This window comes from Collinsella sp. HCP28S3_E9 (assembly GCF_052065455.1).
Classification (GTDB): domain Bacteria; phylum Actinomycetota; class Coriobacteriia; order Coriobacteriales; family Coriobacteriaceae; genus Collinsella.
On the sequence record NZ_JBQHTZ010000003.1, the window covers coordinates 125,113 to 148,513 of the forward strand.

20 protein-coding genes are annotated in these 23,401 nt (G+C 58.3%); 10 read left to right on the forward strand and 10 right to left on the reverse strand.

From position 1 onward, the window contains the following. Positions 1-84 precede the first annotated feature (84 nt). Complete coding sequence (locus tag ACTNA2_RS02645; protein WP_441048541.1) at positions 85-822, forward strand: SAM-dependent methyltransferase; 738 nt, start codon at positions 85-87, stop codon at positions 820-822. 83 nt (positions 823-905) lie between these two features. Here ACTNA2_RS02645 and ACTNA2_RS02650 read toward each other — a convergent pair whose 3' ends face one another. The 3 genes from ACTNA2_RS02650 to ACTNA2_RS02660 all read right to left on the reverse strand — a co-directional run bounded on the left by ACTNA2_RS02650 (position 906) and on the right by ACTNA2_RS02660 (position 3,331). Next, positions 906-2,210 carry a chloride channel protein gene (locus ACTNA2_RS02650; protein ID WP_441032546.1) on the reverse strand — a complete coding sequence of 435 codons (1,305 nt, stop codon included), beginning with the start codon at positions 2,208-2,210 and terminating at the stop codon, positions 906-908. A gap of 125 nt (positions 2,211-2,335) precedes the next feature. Continuing rightward, the gene (locus tag ACTNA2_RS02655; protein ID WP_441048542.1) at positions 2,336-2,869 is read right to left on the reverse strand and encodes a TIGR00730 family Rossman fold protein; all 534 of its coding nucleotides are present in this window, start codon (positions 2,867-2,869) and stop codon (positions 2,336-2,338) included. 36 nt (positions 2,870-2,905) lie between these two features. Continuing rightward, the gene (locus ACTNA2_RS02660; RefSeq protein ID WP_154516963.1) at positions 2,906-3,331 is read right to left on the reverse strand and encodes a potassium channel family protein; all 426 of its coding nucleotides are present in this window, start codon (positions 3,329-3,331) and stop codon (positions 2,906-2,908) included. A gap of 255 nt (positions 3,332-3,586) precedes the next feature. Between ACTNA2_RS02660 and ACTNA2_RS02665 the strand changes: the two genes are divergently transcribed. Continuing rightward, positions 3,587-4,066, forward strand: coding sequence for a pyridoxamine 5'-phosphate oxidase family protein (locus tag ACTNA2_RS02665; protein WP_441048543.1), 480 nt, complete (start codon positions 3,587-3,589; stop codon positions 4,064-4,066). A gap of 96 nt (positions 4,067-4,162) precedes the next feature. Here the strand turns inward: ACTNA2_RS02665 and ACTNA2_RS02670 are convergent, their stop codons facing one another. Continuing rightward, on the reverse strand, positions 4,163-5,374 hold the full coding sequence (locus ACTNA2_RS02670; RefSeq protein WP_441048544.1) for a MalY/PatB family protein: 1,212 nt from the start codon (positions 5,372-5,374) through the stop codon (positions 4,163-4,165). A 112-nt stretch (positions 5,375-5,486) separates the two neighbouring features. Then, a complete protein-coding gene (gene tsaA, locus ACTNA2_RS02675; protein ID WP_441048545.1) occupies positions 5,487-6,224 on the reverse strand; it encodes a tRNA (N6-threonylcarbamoyladenosine(37)-N6)-methyltransferase TrmO in 738 nt (245 codons plus the stop codon). Positions 6,225-6,365: 141 nt separating this feature from the next. Here tsaA and ACTNA2_RS02680 point away from each other — a divergent pair, with 141 nt between their 5' ends. The 5 genes from ACTNA2_RS02680 to ACTNA2_RS02700 all read left to right on the forward strand — a co-directional run bounded on the left by ACTNA2_RS02680 (position 6,366) and on the right by ACTNA2_RS02700 (position 9,669). Further along, complete coding sequence (locus ACTNA2_RS02680) at positions 6,366-7,193, forward strand: TipAS antibiotic-recognition domain-containing protein (protein ID WP_154516952.1); 828 nt, start codon at positions 6,366-6,368, stop codon at positions 7,191-7,193. Between the two features lie 51 nt (positions 7,194-7,244). Beyond that, positions 7,245-7,490 carry a glutaredoxin family protein gene (locus ACTNA2_RS02685; RefSeq protein ID WP_441048546.1) on the forward strand — a complete coding sequence of 82 codons (246 nt, stop codon included), beginning with the start codon at positions 7,245-7,247 and terminating at the stop codon, positions 7,488-7,490. Positions 7,491-7,783: 293 nt separating this feature from the next. Next, complete coding sequence (locus tag ACTNA2_RS02690; protein WP_441016494.1) at positions 7,784-9,070, forward strand: hypothetical protein; 1,287 nt, start codon at positions 7,784-7,786, stop codon at positions 9,068-9,070. A gap of 57 nt (positions 9,071-9,127) precedes the next feature. After that, on the forward strand, positions 9,128-9,394 hold the full coding sequence (locus ACTNA2_RS02695) for a hypothetical protein (RefSeq protein WP_441048547.1): 267 nt from the start codon (positions 9,128-9,130) through the stop codon (positions 9,392-9,394). 8 nt (positions 9,395-9,402) lie between these two features. Then, positions 9,403-9,669, forward strand: a complete 267-nt coding sequence (locus ACTNA2_RS02700; RefSeq protein ID WP_154516940.1) for a ribbon-helix-helix protein, CopG family — start codon at positions 9,403-9,405, stop codon at positions 9,667-9,669. Between the two features lie 144 nt (positions 9,670-9,813). Here ACTNA2_RS02700 and ACTNA2_RS02705 read toward each other — a convergent pair whose 3' ends face one another. Beyond that, positions 9,814-10,767, reverse strand: coding sequence for a tRNA dihydrouridine synthase (locus ACTNA2_RS02705; protein ID WP_441048548.1), 954 nt, complete (start codon positions 10,765-10,767; stop codon positions 9,814-9,816). Between the two features lie 348 nt (positions 10,768-11,115). Between ACTNA2_RS02705 and ACTNA2_RS02710 the strand changes: the two genes are divergently transcribed. Continuing rightward, positions 11,116-11,775: a hypothetical protein gene (locus tag ACTNA2_RS02710; protein WP_441048549.1), complete on the forward strand. Its 660-nt coding sequence runs from the start codon at positions 11,116-11,118 to the stop codon at positions 11,773-11,775. A gap of 439 nt (positions 11,776-12,214) precedes the next feature. Here the strand turns inward: ACTNA2_RS02710 and ACTNA2_RS02715 are convergent, their stop codons facing one another. From ACTNA2_RS02715 to ACTNA2_RS02730, 4 genes are all read right to left on the reverse strand, one after another. Next, positions 12,215-15,469, reverse strand: coding sequence for an ABC transporter ATP-binding protein/permease (locus tag ACTNA2_RS02715; protein WP_441048550.1), 3,255 nt, complete (start codon positions 15,467-15,469; stop codon positions 12,215-12,217). Between the two features lie 242 nt (positions 15,470-15,711). After that, the gene (locus ACTNA2_RS02720) at positions 15,712-16,296 is read right to left on the reverse strand and encodes a DUF5714 domain-containing protein (RefSeq protein ID WP_441048551.1); all 585 of its coding nucleotides are present in this window, start codon (positions 16,294-16,296) and stop codon (positions 15,712-15,714) included. Between the two features lie 279 nt (positions 16,297-16,575). Then, a complete protein-coding gene (locus ACTNA2_RS02725; protein WP_441048552.1) occupies positions 16,576-17,289 on the reverse strand; it encodes a GMP synthase (glutamine-hydrolyzing) in 714 nt (237 codons plus the stop codon). Beyond that, the gene (locus ACTNA2_RS02730; protein ID WP_441048553.1) at positions 17,290-17,556 is read right to left on the reverse strand and encodes an asparagine synthase-related protein; all 267 of its coding nucleotides are present in this window, start codon (positions 17,554-17,556) and stop codon (positions 17,290-17,292) included. Between the two features lie 297 nt (positions 17,557-17,853). Here ACTNA2_RS02730 and ACTNA2_RS02735 point away from each other — a divergent pair, with 297 nt between their 5' ends. Both ACTNA2_RS02735 and ACTNA2_RS02740 read left to right on the forward strand, forming a co-directional pair. Further along, positions 17,854-18,858: a helix-turn-helix domain-containing protein gene (locus ACTNA2_RS02735; protein ID WP_441048554.1), complete on the forward strand. Its 1,005-nt coding sequence runs from the start codon at positions 17,854-17,856 to the stop codon at positions 18,856-18,858. Between the two features lie 155 nt (positions 18,859-19,013). After that, positions 19,014-23,381: a hypothetical protein gene (locus ACTNA2_RS02740; RefSeq protein WP_441048555.1), complete on the forward strand. Its 4,368-nt coding sequence runs from the start codon at positions 19,014-19,016 to the stop codon at positions 23,379-23,381. Positions 23,382-23,401 lie beyond the last annotated feature (20 nt).

Genomic DNA, 23,401 nt, shown 5'->3' on the forward strand with positions numbered 1-23,401 from the left:
CGAAAACGGCCGTCCAACGGCCGTGGTTTGTTGCTCCGTTCCGCCTCCGTCATCTGCCATTTTTGCACCTGATAGGAAAGAACAATGCAAACCCAGGAATCTCAATCCTTCCCAAAAGCAACTAGCTTCGGCGCGACACTCGTACGCTCTAAGATTATGGGCCCTAATCCCCTCAAGCTCTGCGAAGAGCTGCTTCGCGATGTGCATATCCCCTGCGGCGTCCGCGTCTGCGACCTTGGATCGGGCACCGGTATCACCAGCGCCCTACTCGCCCGCGTATACGGGTTTGACACCTACGCCGTCGATCTGTGGAGCGACCCCGTCGAAAACCGTGCGTTCTTCGATTCGCTCGGTATCTCGCGCGACACGATTCACCCTGTTAAGGCAGACGCCTCGCAGGGGCTGCCGTTTGAGCACGACTATTTTGATGCGGTCGTAAGTATCGACTCGTACAACTACTACGGCCGTGACCCACACTATCTGGGTGAGCGCCTACTCCCCTACGTAAAGCAAGGCGGGATGCTCTACTTAAGCATCCCCGGCATGGTTCGCGACTGCCACGACAACCTGCCCGTTTGCCTGCTCAAATCCTGGACACCCGAGCAGCTCGACTATATGCACGACATAGCCTGGTGGCGCGCCATGATCGAGCCGACCCCCGGCGTCGAGATTGTCTCGATGCAGCCTATGCTCTGCACGGACGAAGCATGGAAAGACTGGCTCGCCTGCGACAACGAGTACGCAGCAGGCGACCGCGCTGCCGTTGAAGCCGGTGCGCTCGAATACCTCAACACCATCGCCATTGTGCTGAGGAAGCTCTAAACATTAGCCGCGCGAGGCCGTAAACAAATGGCCTCGCGCGGCTTCTTCAAAACGAGTTCTGAACAAACGCAAAGCGCAATATGCTACTTGCGCAGCGGCTTGGGCAGCGGAATGCCGGCGGCGATGGCTGCGGCGATGATCATGCAGACGATGCCCTTGAGCGGGAAGCACATGAGCAGCAGGCCCACAACCATGACAGGCTGGCGCATGACGGCGCCCATCGTCGATGCCGTGCAGACGGCGACGCAAAAGACCGGATCGGCGCCGGTGAGGATGGCAAGGCCATAGCCCAGGCTTACGCCCGAGAAGATAACCGGGAAGAAGTGACCGCCACGCCAGCCCATATTGATGAGGGCGGGGGTCAGCATAGCCTTGACAAGACCGGTCGCGATAAGCACGCCGGCGGGAATGGTCAGATAGGTTTCCATGAGCACATCGGCTTGCGTCTCGCCGGCAAACATGGTGTAGGGCAGGAGCGTGCCACAGATGGCGAGCGCCAGACCGGCCATCATGGCCTTGACGACAGGACGCTCCCCTATTGCATGGGACAGCGCCTCGCTCGCGTGCTCGGAGACAAAGTACAGCCAGCCGCAAACGGTGCCGAGCAACGCCAGCGGAATGAGCCAGGCAAGCTCCAGGTTGCCCACCTCGGCGGACTCGAACCTGGGCATGCCCATGCCGCCGCCCACGAGCTGGCCAAGCAACAGGTAAGTGCCCAGACCGCCGGCAATCGCAATGCCGTAGACCACGGTCTTTTGCGCCTTGGGCAGCTTGATGGTGATCTCGTCGGACGCGGACTCATCGTCGGCATCTTCGCCCTGGCCGTCGGCGCTACCGGCGAGCGGCGCCACAAAGCCAAAGACAGGCGCGGTAAAGAGCGCCGTCAGGGCAGCCTGGGTACCTAGCAGCGTGAGCTCCCTAAACTCGGCGCCAAAGCGACGCATGCGGTCGCCGACCCAGCTGCACAGGCCCGCGATAACGCCGGTCAGGCCGGCCTCCGGTCCAATACTTCCGCCAAACAGCAGCGGCAGCAATGCCGCAAGCGAAAGCTTGCCCAGATTGTCGTACGGGTAGCGCCCATCTTGCTTGACCTTAGCCATCACCTGATTGAGGTTATCGGTCTTGGTGTCTGTCATCTTTTCGTACAGACCGATTAACAGGCCGCCCAGCAGGCAGACAAAAAACGGGTACGGCAGAAAGCCAAACGGGCCGCTGGCGAGCTCGGGCGAAGCGACGCCCAGTGCGTGCGGAATCTCGGTCCATAGATAGTCGATGCCGTGCTCCATCACAAAAAAGAACAGCCAGACCGCGGCACCTGCGAACGCACCGGTCACGGCAACGCTAACTAAAAACAGCGCGCGGTTTGTGGGTTTAGCGAGCTTATCCATCGGGTCCTCCCGCGGTCAAAGTCGACATAGATACGTTTTATTGTAGAGCGAGTGTGGCCCAGACAAGCCAACCGTCTGCGCTGCAAACGGAGCCACCGGGGGCCACAGCGGGACAGGCTCAAGGCTTATCCGTTGATAATTGATGCGATTTCGTACAGATCCTCGGCAAAGTAAATGCCTTGCTGGCGCCGCGGGCTTGATAAGCCCTTATCAATCATGTGTCCGAGCAGCGCCTCGAGGTCGTTGTAGTAACCGTCCAGGTTATACAGGATGCACGGAGCACTCAGGTGCCCCAACGACACCGCGGACATAACGTCGGCAATCTCCTCGAGCGTGCCCGTCCCACCGGGAAAGGCAATGAACGCATCGCCGAGCTCGATCATCTTTGCCTTACGCTCCGCCATATCGCTCGTCACGATGAGGTCGTCGATACCGTCATGTTGAAACTCGGCCTCGATAAAAAAGCTCGGCTCCACACCCGTCACGTGCCCGCCGGCATTAAGCACGCTATCGGCGAGCGCGCCCATCAGGCCCGATTTGGATCCGCCGTACACGAGCGCGTGCCCGTTGGCGCCAATCCAGTTGCCCAGCTCCTGCACCGCAGGCAGAAACGCCGGGTCATTACCGATACTGGCACCCAGATACACGGTGATATTCAAATTCAGTCCCCCTCATCGTGACGCGCGGCGCCCGTTTTAGCGCTGGCGCCGGCGATATTCGCGCACGCGGCGCGACAGATCGGCGAGCTCGTCACGATCGAGCTCTTCCAAATGCTCAAGATCATCCATAAAGCGCGCCATAGTGTCCTTTTGATGCATCTTGATAAGCATATTGCAGTAGCTCACCGCCACGCCCGTGAGCATGGCAATGTAAAAAATGCTGATAACGCTTAGGACGACCGTGATGACACGGGCGACCGGCGTTTCGGCCGGAATGTCGCCAAAGCCGATCGTCGATACGGTTTCAAAGCTAAACCAAAGGCCATCGCCAAACGTAAGAGTTGTTGGCTCAGAGAGCCAAACAGCCATTGAACACAGAAGATAAAAGACGAGAAAAAGGCCCGTGATGCGCACGAAACCGGCTTGACGCAACACATCGGCCAGCGTCCTCAGCTTTTTCATCGAGACCCCCTTTTTTCAGGACAAGCAATCGCTTTTGGTCGGTATTGTCCCACGCCTCCCCCGCAAACGGAACCAGCCATCGAGAATGCCCCTAGACGACGAGTTGTGAGGGACAATCCTTCCACAACAAAAAGTGCGTTTCAATCTGCGACAAATAGGATGTTCCCGTCGGCCTCGCAGCCTGAACTAGTATCTTGATATAGACATACCACCCACCGCCGTGCACGCAGCACGCGGAAAGAAAGGAAACCCACGATGTTTAGACCTCTTCGTAGAAAGAAGCGTGCTATCACCGATCAAGAGGCACGAGATCTACTTGTTAATTGCAAACGCGGCATTTTTGCCGTCAACGGAGACGACGGCTATCCTTACGCCATTCCCGTTAACTACTACTTTGACCCCGAGCACGACAAAATTTACTTTCATGGAGCCAAGGCGGGGCATAAGGTCGATGCACTCAAACGCAGCGACAAAGTCTGCTTTACCGTCTATGGCAACGATTGGTACAAAGACGACGACTGGGCACCCTATGTTCAGAGCACTGTGGTTTTTGGCCGTTGCCGCCTCGTGAACGATGACCCGGCGTTTGTCGAAGACAAAGTCCGACAGTTTGCCCTCAAGTACTATCCTTCTGCCGAAGAGGTCGAAGAGGAGATCAAGCAAAGTATCAGGGGCGTCCAGCTGTATGAAATTACGGTTGAACACCTTTGCGGCAAGCAAATTCAAGAAAAGTAACAAACGTGGAAAACGCGCTCGCAACCCTCTGCGCCCTATGCGCCCACGCACGTTGACGACACGGGCGCAAGCCGCAGTACCCGAATCGTGCGACCCCTATACCCCAAAAACGTAACGGTCTAGGCGGTCGCACGCTTCCCTTACGCGCGAAAGCGGCAGCGCCAGATTCACGCGAATGTGGCAGGGGCCATGGAACGGACGTCCATCCTGATACCCCACGCCCACGCGTGCCCCCTCGTCGAGCAACCACTGAATATCACGGCCATGCTCGCGGCACCACTCGGTGCAGTCCAGAAACACCATGTACGTGCCCTGCGGACGCGAATAGGACACGCCCCCAAAATGCTCGTCCACGTAATCGCAGAAGTACTCGATATTGTCGGCAAGCACCTGGTTGAGTTCGTCCACCCACTCGTAGCCCTGCGGTTGGTAGGCACCGATAAGCGCATGCATCGAAAGGACATTCATCTCGTTGTAATGGGTCTTGTTAGACACAGCGCACATGCGGTCGCGCAGCGTCTCGTTGTAGACAATGTGGTAGCTGCCGACCAGACCCGCCAGGTTAAACGTCTTGCTCGGCGCATAGAGGGCAACCGTGCGCATGCGGGCATCCTCGCTCACCGACTGCGTCGGGATGTGCTTGTGTCCCGGCAGAATGATATCGGACCAAATCTCGTCCGAGATCACCACGCAATCGTGCTTGCGATAAATGTCCATAGCGCACTCGATCTCGTCGCGCTCCCATACGCGGCCGCAGGGATTGTGCGGCGAGCAGAACACTGCGGCATGGATGTGGTTTTGGGCGAGTTTGCGCTCCATGTCCTCAAAGTCCATGCGCCACACGCTCTGGTCGTCGAGCTGAAGCGGGCTGTGGACAATGCGATAGCCCGCGGCCTCGATGGACTTGGTGAAGCCGATGTAGGTGGGGCTGTGGACCAACACCGCATCGCCCGGCTGGACATACGCGCGCAGCGTCGACACGACACCGCCCAGCACGCCGTTTTCGTAGCCGATATGCTCAGGCGCCAGGCCCTCGACGCCATTACGGCGGCTCTGCCATTCGATGATGCGGTCGAAGTACTCGGAACGCGGATTGAAGTAACCAAACATGGGGTGCTGGGCGCGCTGAATGATGTGCTCCTGGACTGTAGGCACCGTGGCGAAGTTCATGTCCGCCACCCACATGGGAATGCGGTCGAAGCCCTCGTCGGGTGCGTTCGGAGCCATACCGGGGATCTCACCCCAAGAGTCAACGGCGATGGAGTCCATGCCGTGGCGGTCGATGATTGAAGTGAAGTCGTATTTCATGCTGAGCCCCCGTGCAGAGCGGAATGATTCGGTAGGCGTTATTGTCCACCAGCGTAGGCGATTTTGGCATGGGGTTTGGCGCTTAATTTAACGGGTGAGGACGAATGGCTGGTTAGTCTCGCGCGTCGTTGATGGCGGTTACCGTCAACCTGGCCCCGTCAACCGTAAACGATATGTCGAGTCCGGCGTAAGCCAAGTGGTAAACGCGGTTTGGCTCGTGCTTGCTGCCCGCGCGGCGCGGATCTTGGCGAAGAACCTCGACCAGGCCGGGGAGCTTTGCGGGCGGGACCATGTCTTGAAGCGCTTGCGGGAACTCAACATCGAGCTCTTGCCACGGAGCACCCTCAATCCAGCCGCCGGTCGCACCCGGGTGGCAGTCCGCAAACGGGATGTAGGGCTTAATGTCGTAGATGGGCGTGCCGTCACGCAGATCGGCCCCCAGTACATGGATGATGGGGCCGTCGTCGGTGCGCTCAACGCGGCTGAGCTTGACGCAGGTAAGACCGATGGGATTGGGGCGAAACGGGCTGCGTGTGGCAAACACGCCCACGCGTTCGGCTCCGCCCAGACGCGGCGGGCGCACAGTCTTCGACCACTTGACGTTGGTGCCGGACCTGTCCTGCGTCTTGGCATCGGCAGCTATATCCTTAGCCGTGCCGCCGGGCGTTCCGTTTTCGAAGCGCCACAGCAGCCATAGGTGAGAGAAGGAGTCCAGACCCTCAACTGCTGCGTTGGAGGCAAATTCCGGCTCAAAGACGATGCGTCCCTGCAGGTGGGGCGCCAAAAAGCTGTTGCGCGGAATGCCGAACTTCTGCGGCAGGTCGGTATGTATGTGTGCGATAGGTTCCATGCCGGTCATTGTACGGCATGGAGGTGCGGGGTGCAGCGCGCAATTCTTCGCCGCGGTCTCCCGTCGTGCAACCAACGGTTGCTTGGAAGGGCGCCGGCCGCCGCGTATGCTTAAGCCATCAACCAGCAGAAAGGAGTCGCTATGGCCTTTGCAGAAAAGCTCATTGCCATTCGCCGCGCCCATCACCTTACCCAAGAGCAGCTCGCCGCCAAGCTCTTCGTCACACGCCAAGCCGTCAGCCGTTGGGAACGCGGCGAAGTCACCCCGGGCATCGACATGATGAAGCTCATTGCCGCCGTAACCGGAGAACCGCTGTCCCACCTGCTCGAAATGCCCGAGCACTATTGCCAGAGCTGCGGCATGATACTCACACCCGACGACTGCGGCACCGATGCTGTGGGCGCCACGACCGACCATTACTGCAAGTGGTGCTACGACCACGGCAAGTACACCTACGACACCACCATGGAGGCGATGATCGAGGATTGTGCCCCGCGGCTGGCGCAAAACACCGGCATGTCGCTCGACGAAGCCGTCTCGCTCATGGGTGCCGTCCTGCCGCAACTGGAGCGCTGGCGCTCCGTGCAGGAAAACGAGGAGCGCTACGGCGCCGAGGCGCGGGCGCGCTATGGCGACGAGGCGATCGACGCAGCAAACGAAGCACTGCTGGACATGGACCCCGAGACATGGAACGACATGAAGGAACTTGAACGCGCTATTCTGGGCCAGCTTTCGATTGCCATGGGCGACGGCGATGCGGATGGAAGCGAGGCCCGCAAACTTGTCGCGATGCACCGTCGATGGATTGGCCTTAACTGGGGGCACAAGCCCCAAGACGAAGCATACCTGGGCCTCGCCCACGGCTATCTTGCTGACCAGCGCTTTATCGACTACTACGACAAGCCCTGCGGCACCGGAGCCACGGCGTTTCTGGTACAGGCCATCGAGTCGTCGTCAGCTCATGCATAGACCGCGGCGGCTTTGGGTATTTCAATCAAAACCTCAACCGATTGGAGACCTATGGCTACTAATCATGAGCTCACGCTGTACGTTATGACCGGCTGCCCGTATTGCATGAAGGTCAGGCGCTTTTTGGCGGATAACAGCGTGACCGTTCCCGAGCGCAATATCTCGACCGATACCGAAGCCGAGCAGACGCTTATCGCCGTCGGCGGAAAACGCCAGGTTCCCTGTCTGTTCATCGACGGCAAGCCGCTCTACGAATCGAGCGACATCATCGCATGGGTACAGGAGAACCTGCTCTAGCGTGCGAGTACTCATTGGGGACGTTTTTAAATGAGTGGGTAGGGCTTCGGTTTCTCAAATATATAGAACATATGTTTGCTCTCTGTGTTATACTCATCCCAAGGCATGAGACTGGTCGAGAGCTCCTGCGGAGGTCCCCAATGACACGCTGGAGCGAGCTCGGTAAGTAAGATCGGTGGTTACCGCACTCGCCCATCTCAGACAGGCTGCGCTCCTGTTCGCCGTCGCCATCAAAGAACGGCACTCACAATCAGACTGTTTCTTTTCCGTGAGTCACACAGGAGCGCATCGCTATGGCAAAAAAGATACCAACCCTTTCACCCGACATTATTTCAAACACCTGCTCGGATATCAGCAGGATTGTCGAGGCCAAACACCTCGGCCAGAAAGGCACCGACCATGAGGCCTCTTCGGAAGGGGCTCTGCTCATCGGGCGCCGTCTCGAGCAAGAGATTGCCGGATACCCCATTTCCAATCTAAATGGCCTACTCTCGCCCATCGCTTGCCACCTCAAGCAGCACTTTAGCCCAAGCCTGGGCCCGACCTATCTCAAGCGTTGCATAAAGCTCGCACGAACTGTTCCGGAAGACATGAGTTTTCGACCGGAGCTTGATCTAGAACACTATCAGTCGCTCGCTCGCATCGCCGACAAAGATCTGCGCTTGGATCTGATGAACGTTGCCGCTGATAACCGTTGGAGCGCATCGCGCATCGATCGTCATGCCCGCTATCGAAGTCCGCAGGACGTTTTGGATGCTTGGGAGCGCCGTGTGCTTGAATCAAATCAAGAAGTACGGCGCTTCGCCCGCGCCTACACAGATGCCTGTGGAATCATTTCACTCGATGAACTTATTGAGCTCTACAACTCCTGTGCCCCCAATCCAGTCTCGAGATTTGAGATAAATGAAACTATTTGGCAAATCAGGAACGAATCGGGGCAAATCGACAATCCCTGCGTCATATCCAGAGATGGAAAACTCTATCTCATAGCGCCTGAGCTCGATGACGCTGTCGATGAAGCCCCTTATTACTACGATGACTACGGATACTCCTATCGAAAATATGAACGACGCAGCGAATACACCGGTGAGATGCGCGCGCTGCGCGAACGGCGCGTTGGCATCAGAGTGGCAGCCATCTTCGCCGGTCACGAACGTCTCCCAATCAAAAGGCTCAGTTATGACGAAGTCATCTGCGGGCATATAAAGTGCAGTCGATCTGTCGAACGACTCAAGCAGTACGTCCTGAGAGACCCTGAGATTAAGGCATCCGATCTCCATGCAAGAGAAGATGAGTTCGATTTCATCATGACAAAGCTTTTGCGTTCCGTTGGACTCAACGGTATGCCGACAGCACAGCAAATTACCGAAGACGCAGCTTTCTTATTGATTGTCGTACGGCCCGAGTTTTACGAACGCAAGAAAACAGCCGAAGTCTCCAAGCTCCTCTCGATAATCTATGAAAACGCTCCCCTCTGGGAGTTCAACGGACGTTCACATACCGAACTAAAAAGCGAAGGAGTAGTGGAGCCTCCGATGTCGGCTTTACATCGAAAAGTCCAATCAAAACAAGTCGCTTAAGCCTATTAACTGCTTGCATTTTTGTTTACAAAACTGTATACAAAAAGAGAGGCCCTTATGGAGCTCATCGCAATCCACCCCCACGCCCTCAAACACGGGCTGACGGAGACGGATATCACCTGCGCCTGGAACTCCGCTTTTGCATGGTTCAGGCGTGATCTTGAAAACGGAGGTATCGATTACGTTCTCGTTGGACTTGATGGAAGAAGCCGTCTCATGGAGCTCATCGCTCGATATTGCTCCAATCGAGATGGCTATATCATTTACCACGCCCTTGTCCCTCCTACGCACAAGGTGCTCAGGGAAATCGGGATCGATCGATAGGAGGCGCTATGGACGCTAAGCAACTCGAAAAGATGATCGGATTTGCCCCCGGAGAGTTGGAGAAAGCCGCGGAGGCATACGAAAAAGATGAGTGGCCGAAGGGTCGCACCATCAAGCTGGGAAGGCCGTCGATCTCTGATGAGCCAAGCGTTGTTTTATCGGCACGTGTGGGTGAATCGGTTCTTGAAGCGTTTGACGAGAAGGCAAAGCGCCATGGGCAAACACGCACAGAGCGACTCAGAGAACTCATTACCCTTGACGCAATGATTGCCTAGTCCCCCACCGAATCCAAACATGTACGCCAGCATCCAAAGTCGACATTTTTCGATATCTTTGGATGCTGACGTACAGCTTTTGCAACATAGTCATTGGGGACGTTCTTAAATGACTAGCCGTTAAAGAACGTCCCCAATGACTAGCTAACCGTGGAAGCGGGCTATGGGCGCAAGTGGCTGCTCGCGAAAGACGCGCTCGACGGCGGCACGGTATTCGTCGACCTTTTTAGTCTTGCGTACGAGTTTGTGAACGGTAGCAGGATCGGCGAAGGCGCATTTAGCGTAGAACCACCACTCCTTCATGCGAAAGACCGCGTTGCCGCCAATCTCTTCTGCATATGCCGCAAACAGCGTGTCGTGGAAGCGCTGCAGTTCGGCTGCCGTGGCAGCAGGGCCGCCCTTGACCATGCGAGCCAGCGCGGGGTTCGCAAGCAAGCCACGCCCCAGCATCACATGGCGTGTACCGGGATAGGCCTCCACCAGCGCCTCCATGTCCTCAAGATCAAAAATATCGCCGTTGTATGCCACCGGAAACGGTGCCCGCTCCAACGTCTCGCCATAAAACCCTTTGCGCGGCGAGCCCGTATAGCGATCCTTCTGTACGCGCGGATGCACGATCAACTCTGCCAGCGGCATGCGACAGTACAGGTCGAGCACGCGCTCGTATTCGTCGTCGCTCTCCAGCCCCAGCCTGGTTTTTACCGACACCGGCAAGGGCGATCGCTCGCACACATCAAGCAAGAACACCTCGAGCCCATCGAGGTTGCGCAAGAAGCCCGATCCTTTACCCTTGGCAACAACCGTACCCGAGGGGCAGCCAAGGTTGAGATTAACCTCGCGGTAGCCCATGTCGGCGAGCACGCGCGCCGCCCACACAAACTCATCCGCGTTCTTGGACATCAGCTGAGGCGCCACGTTAAGCCCTTGGTTGTTAGCCGGATCGATTTCCTTAAACGCCTTGCCGCCAAAGCGGTTGCCCACCCGCGGCGGCGGCAAAAACGGCGTGTAATAGCAGTCGAGCGCACCGAAGCACTCCGCATGCACGCGACGGAACACATGCCCGGTAATCCCCTCCATGGGGGCCAACGATAGAATCATCAACATCTACTCTCAAATCAATGCGGCAAAGGAACCGCCCCTTTGTCACATGCATTATGCCTTGTCCCCGAGGCGGCCCACAAGGCGGAGGCGGCTACTTGATGTCAGCCAGCCCTCCGACCATCCCTGTGCAACGAAGGTGAATGGCGCCCGCAAACAGCAAGCAGGGCCGCCCCACAGCAGCTCCCTCACTCGCCACTTTTTCCTTGTCCAAAAGAGGACGTTCGCGATCAATCGATCACCAACAGCACGCTGCTGACCGCCATGTCTGAACAACAGACACCCTCCACTCACATACTCAAGAGCGTATGCGCATCGCCCTCGAAAAACGATGAGAGTCGAGGCCCCATGCAGCTGCTCACCGAGCAAGAAAAGAAACGCATCCAGCGGTACTGCACGTACCCCAAGATCGCAGCGACCGCACTCGTCATGTCGTTCGTAGCATGCCTGTTGATGTTGCCGCTCCAAATGATCAACGATATCGCGTTCCACCAAAAGGAATTCCAACCCGCGGGCATATATACCGCCATTGCACTCACCGCAATCGAACTCATCATCTTTTGCTATTGCGCTCTTGCGCCACGCTTTGGAATGCAGGGCAAACAGTGGAAGGAGCTACAGAGCAGACTTGCGGTAGCCCAAACCAACAAAGACCGCTCCGCGGAGGTCGCCGGCGTGCTCGCCGCGCAAGATGCCTTGGAACCCGTGTGCAAACGCGTCGCGGCAGACGACCCATACGAGTCGTATCACGACTACGGCTACCGCATTATCGGCTATCTGGGTGATATTGACCTCGGCGCTCAAGCAGCCGTGGCTACCTTTCTTTCGATGCAGATGTCATGCTCACGGACGTCGATTACACCAGTCAGATCGACCCCGAGGCAAGCCTTGCATACAACCTCGCCTGCAGCGAGCAGGATATCGCGACACTCTGCGCCCCCCGCTCAACGGGTTAGGCATTTCCGTTGCCACACCGGGCCTCCTCACGCCATGCAGCCTGTCGGATGAATTTAAACAGGCATTTTTAGCCGGATCCCTATATGAAGAAATCAGCATCAAGACGGAGGACGAATCTATCAAGTCGTACTACACCTTTGACACCGAGCCCAAAGAAGAGTTCGACAAGTACACCCATCCGGAAATTAGCCTCATGCTCTCCGCAAAGGAGGACTAGCAACTTACGCTCTAATTGACGCTCGCAAACGCCGTCTATATCTCAAGGTCTAATACTTTTCCCGAGAAGTGAACGGCTATATTTGGACCCCCGAAGCATCGACATTTTTAGACGCCAAACCCGCAGGATTTGGCTGGCAAAACCGCAGGAAACCGCCTTCAATAAGTGTCGATGCTTCGGGGGTCCAATTTGACTCGTTCACTTCTCGGGAAAAGTATTAGACCTCGATTTACATGTCACTCAATGTGACAAAGGGACAGTCCCTTTGTCACATTATTCGGAGCGCAGGGCTTCCACGGGGTCTTTCTTGGATGCACTGCGGGCCGGCAGCAGGCCGGCAACGACCGTCAGCAGCACCGAAATTGCAATGAGCGCCAGCGCATCCTGCACGGGCAAGCTCATCAGATTGGGTACCTGTTTGGCAGCAAGCGCCCAGGCATTAACCGGAAAACTCACGGCCACCACAACGACAATGGCAAAGACACCGGCAATGAGGCCCTCGATAAAGGTCTCGGCGTTGAATACGTTGGCCACGTTGCGCTTCGACGCGCCGATCGCGCGCAGGATGCCAATCTCCTTTTTGCGCTCCAGCACGCTGATGTAGGTGATGATGCCGATCATGATGGAGCTCACGACCAGGCTGATGCTCACGAACGCGATGAGCACCAAGCTGATGGTATTCACGATATCAGTCACCGAGCCCATGATGATGCCCATGTAGTCGGTGTACGAGATTGCCTGCTCGTCGTGGCCGGCGGCTTTGACCTGCTTGTTGTACGCATCGATATGGTCGAGTACGCGCTCCTTGGCCTCAAAGTCACGCGGGAAAATCTTGACCGAGATGGGATCCGCTTCATCCGCGTAGCCCAACGTGGTCAGATTGTTGTCGTAGGTGAGCTTCGACGCCTTGGCATAGCTCATCATGAGCGAGCTCAGGTCCTCGGCGTCCATGTTGAAGTGGATGGCACGAGCAAAGGCGCTCGCATCCACGCGCATGGCGCTCGCCAGGTTGGCAAAACTCGAAGACATCTGCGTCACCATCTGGTCCATGAGCCCTGCCGCGCCGGCCTTAAGCTGGGTCGACACGGTCGTTGCCACCTGCTCGCTGATCGCCTTCATCACCTGATCCATAGCCTGCTGCAGATACGGAGCCAACTGCTTTTGGACATAGTCGGTCATCGCCTGTTGCAGGCGCTCGGCCAGGGCATCGCCGCCGAGCGCCTTGAGCTGCGCCAGGCACTGCTGCGCCACAACATCGTTCTCGAGATACGCCGAGAATGCGGCAGCAAGCTTTGACGCGTCTTTGAGATCTTCGGGTGACAGCGCCCTAAACTGATCAGACTGCAAAAAGCCCTCAAATAGTTGGTTGGCAAGCGTTCCCACCTGTTGCATTTGCTCGGGCGTGAGCTCCAGACCGTCAAAGATGCCCGAGAAATCGGGGGTCGGCGCTTTGGCCATGATGTCGCTTAAGTCGATGTCTTTGCCAACGCCCGAAAGGTCAATATCCAGGCCCGACAAATCGATGCCCGAAAGATCCATGCCACCGGCAGCACCCGAGAGTGCAGACGCATCGAACGAGAACGCGCTCTTGAGCGCCGCCTCGTCCACACTGAACATACTGCCCAGATCCACGCCTTGCTTGGCCTCGCCTTGCAGTTCGTCGAAGGTTTTGCCCGTAAAGACATCCGTCTCGGGGTGGGCAAGTTGCTCTTGCACGATCTGCGAATCGGCGGCGCGCTCCATAAGCTGGCGAGTCAACGCATGCGTATAGGCAATGCCCGGAGACAACGCGCTCGCATTGGCCGTCTCGTTAGGTCGCACCACGCCCACAATGTGCACGTCAATACCGTCGGCAACCTTGGCCGTCATAAAGTCGGCGTCGCCAGACATGTCAGTCCACATGCCGGTCTCTTCGTTTTTGCGATAAGCATCGGCCGGCGACAACACCTTAAACGTCGTGGACAGCGCATCGTCGTAAGTAAAGTCGGCGCCGCTCTCAGGCGTCTCAATCTTACCGTCGGCGGCCATGGCACTGTTCACCAGGTCGTTGAGCTCATCGATATCCAGCGCACCGATGCTGTAAAGCGTATAGTCGCCCACCGTTCCACGGCTCGAAAGCACCATTACGGCTTCGTGAGCAGACGTAGGCCAATGGCCGGCGACGACATCGTACTGGCTGTCGAGCAGACTCTGATCGTCGATCATCTCGTTAAAGACCGAGGTCCCCATGGATTCCATGCTCACCGTTGCCGCCGAGCTCGCACCACCGCTCATGGCCTCGGTCATAGCGTTGGGCACCAGCCGGACAGGCTTCTCATCGCCCTTGCCGGCACGATAGACAACCGGCGTCACGCCGTAACCGTACTGGATGGCATTGACCTCTTTGTCGATACCGTCGCCGCCGGCATCGAGCCATGCCTTAAAGCTCGTCATGTCGTTGGACTTAACACTTGCAAACATATCCTTTACGGCCGTGACCACAGGGATCTTATTGGTTCCCTGAGCCTTGCCGTCGGTGCCGTCGTCGGACGAACCCTCGTTCTTAGACATATCGTCATCCGTGGCCCCCTGTTCGCCCATCATGGACGACAGGTCGTAATCCTGCTTGGAAATGGTAAGCGGGTAGCTCGAAAGCGTATCCTCCTCGACCTTTTTGATGTAGCCGTTTACGCCATTGGACAGCGCCAAAATCGCCGCGATGCCAATAATGCCAATCGAGCCCGCAAAGGCCGTCATGGCCGTACGGCCCTTCTTGGTCATAAGGTTTCGGGCAGAAAGCCCCAGCGCCGTCACAAAGCTCATCGAGGTTTTGCGCGTAGGCTTGGCCTCGCGGCGCGTGGCGTCAGCGACATCGAAAGGATCAGAATCGTCGGTAATCTTGCCGTCCGCCAGGTTGACGATGCGCGTGGCGTACTCGTACGCCAGATCGGGATTATGCGTGACCATGATAACCAGACGGTCGCGCGCGACGTCCTTGAGCAAGTCCATGACCTGCACGGACGTTGTGGAATCCAAGGCGCCAGTCGGCTCGTCTGCCAGCACAATCTCGGGATCATTAATCAGGGCGCGGGCGATGGCCACGCGCTGCATCTGCCCACCCGAAAGCTGACTCGGGCGCTTGTTCACGTGCTCGCCCAGACCAACGGCCTCGAGCGCCTTGCGCGCACGCTGGCGGCGCTCGGCGTGCCCCACGCCCGTGAGCGCAAGCGCCAGCTCCACGTTTTCCAAAATGGTCTGATGCGGAATGAGGTTATAGCTTTGGAACACAAAGCCGATGCGGTTGTTGCGATAGGCATCCCAATCGCGATCGTGGAAGTCCTTGGTCGAAATACCGTCGATCAGCAGGTCACCCGAGTCAAAGTGGTCGAGTCCGCCGATAACGTTGAGCATCGTGGTCTTACCCGAACCCGAGGGCCCCAGAATGGCCACGAACTCGTTATCCCGAAAAGACAGGCTCACGCTGTCGAGCGCCACCTGCGTAAACGACTGCGTAACGTACCTTTTGCAAATTCCTTTGAGCTCCAGCATGGACGGCAACCTCTCCTGCGCAGGCACCTTGCCCGCTCTCCCCCGCCGTTCGTATTCGACGCGTTTGTCCTACTCTATCCCCTTTTTTTACCGGCGCCAGTGAGGAATGTAACAAACCGCGCCAAAAAACGAACGGGACGGCACTCCGTGTGGCGCACCATCCCGCGCATACCGTCGATAATGTGACAAAGGAACTGTCACTTTGTCACATCTGCCCAACCCTTATTGGGGCACCCGATTCCCTATTGGATGATAAAGGACGGATGATACGGACACTTTTCGCCCATGCACACTGTATTGACCGCATAGCTATCGCAGGTTGGCGTCTTCTCCCATGCTTTAAGCTGTGGTCCGCCGAGCGCGTTAAAAAACGAAACGGCCTCACGAATCGCCACGCGCGCATCTCGCTTGCAGCACCGTGGGCTTCCCGAGCGCGCGATGGCGGCAAGCAGCTCCGAAACCATAAGCTGCCCCTCCTGCCAGCCTTCACTGCGCAGCGGCGCATTGCCGCGCACGATTGCATATGCCATGCCCGCAGACGCAGCTGCCCCGCACATGCCCCAGCGGGCACACGTCGCCCCCGGCACGCAATCCGAACGAGACATCAAATCGGCAAGATCGTCTTTGAGCATCGCATCTCGCTCCCCAGATGCTTCGGCGTTGCGCCAGCACGCAAGCAGCACCGCGCCCACAATAAAATGGTGGATGGGGCCAAAAGCCACGCAGCGCTCATCTGCCATAACCTCTTCCAAAAGAGCCGCGGGCGCCACCGACGTACTGGCCATGAGCATCTCAACAATCCAGCCTGTTTGTTCGTCTTTTGCCATGCGGCATCCTCCTCTAAAACAAATTGTGCGCACACTCCATTATGGCCTTCTTCTGCCCGGCGCGCTCAATGCGAAACAACCTGCTTCGCTCGTGCCGCCAACAAGCCCTGCTAGTTCTCGTCGCAAACCAGACCTGCTCAGGAGCAACACCAGAGGCGATGGCAAGCACGATGGACAGTGGCAACACCACGACGGCAGCCCTTTTCGAAAAAGAAGGCCCCGCGCAATCGCGCGAGGCCTCCCCATTCATGGAACTATGATCAAAGCAGCCCAAAAAGCTTACTCCCACTCAACGGTGCCGACGGGCTTGGGCGTGAGGTCGTAGCACACACGGCAGATGCCGGGAACCTCGGCTGTGACGCGAGCGGTAATACGCTTGAGCAGTGCCCAGTCGAGCTCAGGCACCTCGGCGGTCATCACGTCGACGGTGTTGATGCAGCGGATGATGCAGGGCCAGTCGTAGGCGCGCTTGCCCTCGCGCACGCCGGTGGCACGGAAGTCGGGCACCACGGCGAAGTACTGCCAGATGGTCAGACCTGCCTTGTCGATCTCCTCGCGCACGATGGCGTCGGCTTCGCGCAGCGCCTCAAGACGGTCGCGGGTAATGGCACCAAGGCAGCGGACGCCCAGGCCGGGACCGGGGAACGGCTGACGCTCGACCATGTTCTCGGGCAGACCGAGCTCGCGGCCCACGACGCGTACCTCGTCCTTGTACAGCAGTTTGACGGGCTCGCAAAGCTCAAACTGCAGGTCCTCGGGCAGGCCACCCACGTTGTGGTGGGCCTTCACGCCATCCTGGGACTCCAGGATGTCGGGGTAGATGGTTCCCTGGGCGAGGAAGCTGACCTCGTCGCCAACCTTGCGGGCCTCCTCCTCGAACACGCGAATGAACTCGGCGCCGATGATTTTGCGCTTGGCCTCGGGCTCCTCGACGTCCACGAGCTTATCCAAGAAGCGATCGGTCGCGTCCACATAGACCAGGTTGGCGTCCATCTAGTTCTTGAAGACGTCGACGACTTGCTCGCTCTCGCCCTTACGCATCAGGCCGTGGTTCACGTGCACGCAGATAAGCTGCTTGCCGATGGCCTTGATGAGCAGGGCCGCGACAACCGAACTGTCGACACCACCGGAAAGGGCCAGCAGGACCTTCTTGTCGCCGATCTGCTCGCGGATTGCAGCGACCTGTTCATCGATGAACACCTGGGCAAGTTCGGAAGTGGTGATACGCACCATGTCGTCGGGACGCTTGTTGGAATCCATGCAAAGCTCCTTTTCGGTTCGATGGGAATGCGTCACACGTATGCAAACGCACCGTCATATGACCTCATTATATGCAGAACAAGATGTGTTTCCCATCGCTGCGACAAAGCTTTTTGCAGGGGTGGCAATTTTTCCTACTGTCGAGCTCAGCTAGGCTTCGGTAGCCACCTTGGCAGCATCGCCAATAGACTCTTCCTTTATACGTTCTGCGTAATCGTATGCCATACCCGCAAATTCCAGTCCCGAGTAACAGGAGTACAATTGCTGCTATTGTTGCCAACTGTTGGGAGATGGAAGATGGACTGCGATGGCTACCCTTGCGTTCCCATGCCGTTGATGTGCACCGCCTTTGTGCCGGGGCAGATTGACGCTGCGGTTGCAGGCATTTCCGACCCCGATTCGCGCGCCATTGCCACGGCAGAAGCGCTGTACTTTCGCGGACAGGCCACCCTCGCTGCCAAGACGGCGCGCCCCTATCTTGACGCCACCGACCCCGCACTGCGCTATTCCGCATGCTTTATCTGCGGATACGCCAGTCTGTCGCTCAACCGTATCGCCGATGCCCGCCGGTGCCTTACTGGCATCCTCGATACGCCGGCCGACGAGGAATCGCCTGCCGTCCACGCCGTGCATATCCTGTTCGCCTCGGCCGCGAGCGTCCTGATGCACTTGCCTTCCCCGTATTCCGCCGAAGAGTTTTATCCGCTTGCGGCGCATTTGCCCGAAGGCCTGCGCCTGTTCGCCAGCTACGTGATGGCGCACGCCTTGTATCTGCGCGGCGAATACGGCCGCAGCCTGGGCATGGTGGAAAATGCCCTGATCATGAAACAGGGAAGCTATCCCATCTCGGAACTGTTCCTGCACCTGGCGGCTTCCATGGCATGCATGAGCCTCAAGGACATCGACGCCGCAAAGGCACATTTCGGAGCCGCTTGGGACATTGCGCGCCCCGACGGCCTCATCGAGCTCATTGGCGAGCACCACGGCCTTTTACAGGGGCTCATAGAGGCGTGCCTAAAAGCGCAATACCCTGACGATTTCGCACGCATCATCGAGATTACGTATCGATTCAGCTACGGCTGGCGGCGCATCCACAACCCCGATTCGGGCGAGGACGTGGCCGACGATTTAACGACCACGGAGTTCACCATGGCCATGCTCGCCTGCCGCGGATGGACCAACGCCGAAATCGCACGCCACATGGAAGTATCGCCGGGCACTGTTAAAAACCGCCTATCAGGAGTGTATGCCAAGCTTGGTATCGGAACTCGCGCCGAGCTGGTCGCGCATATGTTGCGTTAGCGACCGGGCTGCCAAGCGCATCGAACGCGTTCCGGAACCCGGCGCTTCGCTCGATCAATTTGGACATTTTGACCCTTGAACGGCACTACCGCCACGGGGCACCTTCTCGCAAAATAGGATTATTTCCTCCGTTATTTGCGGGATGGGAGCCCAAAATGCTTGATCGTCGTTCGCTACTTATCGCCGGAGCATCCTCGCTGGCAGGCATCATGCTGCCTCGCGTGCCGAGCAGCGCAAACGCCTTCATACTGCCATTCGCCCCCACCGAGGCCTATGCCGACGAAGAAGACCCCTTCAAGGTGCTCGTTCTCTCGCGCACCATGTTTGGTGTGGTCGTGGTCGACGTCGCCAACAAGAATATGCCCATCAAGGGAGCCCAGGTCACGCTCGCGTCGCGTTATGCCGCGGGCAAGCAGATCTCCGCCACTACCGACGACGAGGGCACGGCCATCTTTGAGGTCGCGCCGCTTTCGGAAGGCTACGTGGACGAGGCAACGCTTCTCGACGCGTACGACTTTAACGGTGGCATCTCCATCAGCATGGCGGGCTACCGTGATGTCGAGATCCCCCTCACGCGCATCCAGGGCGGCACCGCCATTACCGCGCCCACACGTCCGCTTTCCGACGGTGAGCCGTACTTTCGCCAGCTTACGTTCGACGAGTGGGACATCCAGTACGCCGACGCCACGTTCATGGCACTGCCGAAGGACGACGCCGGAAACGACCAACCCGACACGCACGCCTTTACCGTGCAGGCACATCTGCCACAGGGTGGACAGGCAACGCTGTGCATCAACAAGGTAATGCCCGCCACGAGCAGCTCATCCGAAACCGTCACGCAAATTGGCCAAGTCAAGGCCAGTGCATCGGGTTCGGATAATCTGGCAACGTTCACACTCGAAGACACGTTCCTCGATGCAGCTTCGGGCCTTCTGGAGGAAGGATGCAAGCTGCGCTTTGTCCTCGACTATCAGGGCAAGACCTATACACTCTCCTCCCCCATGGCCGTTGTCACCGCGCCGGCCGCAAAGGCAGAATCGGGCTCGACCACTATCGTCCCCACCACCATGGACCAAGAGATTACTCCGTTTGATTTCCCGGCGGCGTTTCCCGGCATCGGCGGCAATAAGTTCACGTGCTGGATGCCCTCGTTCCCCATTTTGTTCGATTTCTCTTTTGCCGGATACGTGCTGTTTGGCGGAGGATACAAACCGGTCGGCTACATGAACGATTCGGGCAATCCGGATCCGGAGTACTGGAAGAAGTCACCGCGCGAGTCGGGCGCCAAGCAGGCAAACCGCTACCTCGACGAGATGGAGGGGAAGTGGAATCAGTACAAAAGTATGAGTGCCGGTTCGGGCACCGATCCAAGGAACACTAAGCTGCTTCGTCACCACTGCACGCCGCGTTTTACGATGGATATCGCCACACAGCTGTACGGATCGCTCGCCTACGACTGGGTGGGCAAAACCTGGGGTGACAACAACGACCCCGCATTTGGCAATATTAAGGCCCTCTTCCAGGTAAGAACCGACCTCAATTGGACCGAGCAGTTTACCCTAGGACCGGTGCCGTTTTTCCTAAACGTCAACCCCTGGGTGCTGGCGAAGCTGGCGCTCGCCGTGGGTGCCCACACGCACGGCAGCGGCGCGGCGTTTTTTAAAAACATTTCGCTCGACTATTCAAACACCTCGGGCTCGTTCACCATCCAGATCGGGCTTGCCGTCACCTTTGGCGCCGGCGTTGCAGGCGTCGCTTCGTCTGCCGTGCGCGGCGCCGCATCCCTCACGCTGTTCATTGGGTACGAGAAGGCAGATGGACGCCAGCTTCCGCGGCTGCGCGTAGGTGCAGACGTCGATGTCGATGTGATACTCCAGTTCGTAATGTTCAAGTGGACCACCAAGGCTTGGTCGGGGTCGTGGCCCACACTCCTCGATTCGTGGAATATGTCGGTGAACAATGGCAACCAGTATGTGCTCCAGCGCTCTGAGCTCGCATTGGGTGGAGATACGCCTTACACGTTGGATGCCCGCTTCGGCACGGCCGGCAACGCCGAGGCAGGCGGCGTTCCTCAATTTATCGCATCGGCCACCATCGTCACCAACGCCGAGCTGCTCGCACGCGCCGAGGTTAAGGCCACTGCCGTAAACGTCGCGCCTGTCGTGCGCGATTGGGATCAAGCGGTCACGCGCATTAAGCTCGAGGCGGATGCAGAAAGCGACGACACGGGACAGATCGAGCATTTCGTCCATACACTGATAGAGAACGACGAAAACGCCGCGCCGATGTATGAGTACACCTATATCGGGCAGGCGACGAACGCCGTTGCGGACCCCAACGCCAATTCTGCTGGTGTATCGGAGGACGAGCGTGGCGGCATCAAGCCCTCGAGCGACAACGTGCTGTTTGCTGGCGTGCTCAGCGAAGCCCACATGAAGCTGGCAATGATTGCCGGCGTAGAATGTCTGTTCCGTATCGCCTCGGTGCGCTACGGCGACAATGGCCGCTCGCGCCTGGTGGTGCACACAAAGGCAAACGGCACGTGGTCCGCTCCCACTCCCGTGGACTTTCCCCTTGGGTTTGGCGAGGGCGACGTGGAGCGCGACGGCATATTCGATTACGACTTCGACGTGGTGGAATATACGGACGGAAGAGGAAACCAGGACGCCTACGTGCTGCTGATCTCGGGCGAGCGCCCCGCAGGTGACAACACCCTTTTCGATACGGCAAGCACAGCCGGCATACTGTCCGTCGTGCGCCTGCGCATAAGTAATAGCGAAGTTCGCGTGGTGTCGTATACGTCGTGGCGCAGCATCTCGCGCGGCCGCCTTCAGGAGGATGGCTACCATTGTCTGCAGTGCCCGCGTATCACGGTGGGCAAGACGCTCGTCGACGGGCGCCTGTCGGGTGCCTACCTCCACCGCCGCGGAACCACCGCAGAAAAGGCGCTCGGCAGCGAGGCCGAGGTTGCGCTGGAATGCTTTACCTTGTGGTCGGATGATTTGGGCGACAGTCTCACGTTCCGTCAGGTCCTCTGCTTTCCGCAAGCACCGTCGAGTATCGAGCTGGGCAAGCCCGAGAATATCAACGGCAAAATGGTGGTGTCCGTTGCGTACGAGACCGCAGACGGTTGCGGCTGCGCATCGTACGCCGTGATCGGCCAGTCCATTGCGTGCTGGGACGTTATGTCACCAGACGCCACGGTACCTCATGCGGTGCCATGGCCACAACATTCGGGCTTTTTGGCAACCGTCAACGAGCAACTGCAGCATATTACTTGGACGCGAGGCGCATCGGCATTTGCAACGCAGCCCGTGGGTGCCGCAGGCTGTGGCCCGGCATCGTTTAGCGTAAGCAACAACGGCAGGTGCGTGCTCTATGTAGAGAACACCGATGGCAAGGTGGGACAAACCTACGACGAAGAAGGCAACCCGGTAGCAGTGATGGGCAAGCACTTCCGCATCTTCGCCAGCACCTTGGCAGGCGATCTGTTCACGGAGCCGTTCGTGATGTGCGAGCTGGACCATCCCGTCGATCAGATAACGACATTTTTGACGTCGGGAGGCATGCTCTCCGCACTCGCCACGCACATTGTGAGCGCGGAGAAGAGCGAGGCAGAGCTGCACGGCATCGAAGTGCCCTTGGTGGCGTGTGCCACTCCGACGGGCGCGGTCGCTACCTCGGGCGCGGTGGTACCCGGAGCAGCAGGCGAATCCTTCATGGTCACGGTGCGAAACGACGGCAACACCTTGCTGACCGCCGGCACGATCGATCTGTACCGAGAGGGCTCCAGCCAGCCGTTCTCCAGCGCATCCATCGGATTCGGACTGAACGCACGCATGGTTTCGATCTACGATCCAGAGCTTGCCGAGGATGCTTCGGCCCAAGACATGGCACACGTGAAGTACGCGCTCGAGACGCTGGGCGCACGTTTTGCAACGCACCCGCTGGTAGCCGACAACGGCAACGCCGTGCTGGCACCGGGTTGCACGGCACAGTTCCGCATGAGCTTCGCCATCCCCGAGAGCTGGAGCGACGATGTGGGCAAACGCGTAACGCTGTATGCGAAGGCGCATAACCTGGTGGCGCTCGATCCCGTAACGCTCGAGGAAATTCGGCCGGGTGCAAACTCGGCGCTGGGTGCCGTACTGCACGAGCTTCATGTGCCCGACGCGGCATGCGAACGCTCAGAAGTTCAGGTCGGCGTATGCGACAGCGCGGATACGACGGGGCTTCACGATGCACCGATGACGGTGGACGACGGTGGCGGCTCGAGTGGCGGCGGTACTGACAAGGGCGGCGGCTCCGGCGGAAGCAGCTCCAGCAGCGGCAAGGACCACAACAATAGCAAGCGCCCCGGAAAAGCGGGCGCGCTTGCGGGCACGGGCGATACATGCGCTCCCCTTACGGCAGCCGCTGCAGCACTCGCCGCGGCAGGCGCCGGCCTCGTCGCCTACAGCGCCCGCCGCACGGCGCTCGAAGCCGATACCGCCAATGAGGTCAATTCGGATAGGCCCCGCTAGCTCCTAGTTACTTTTGTGAG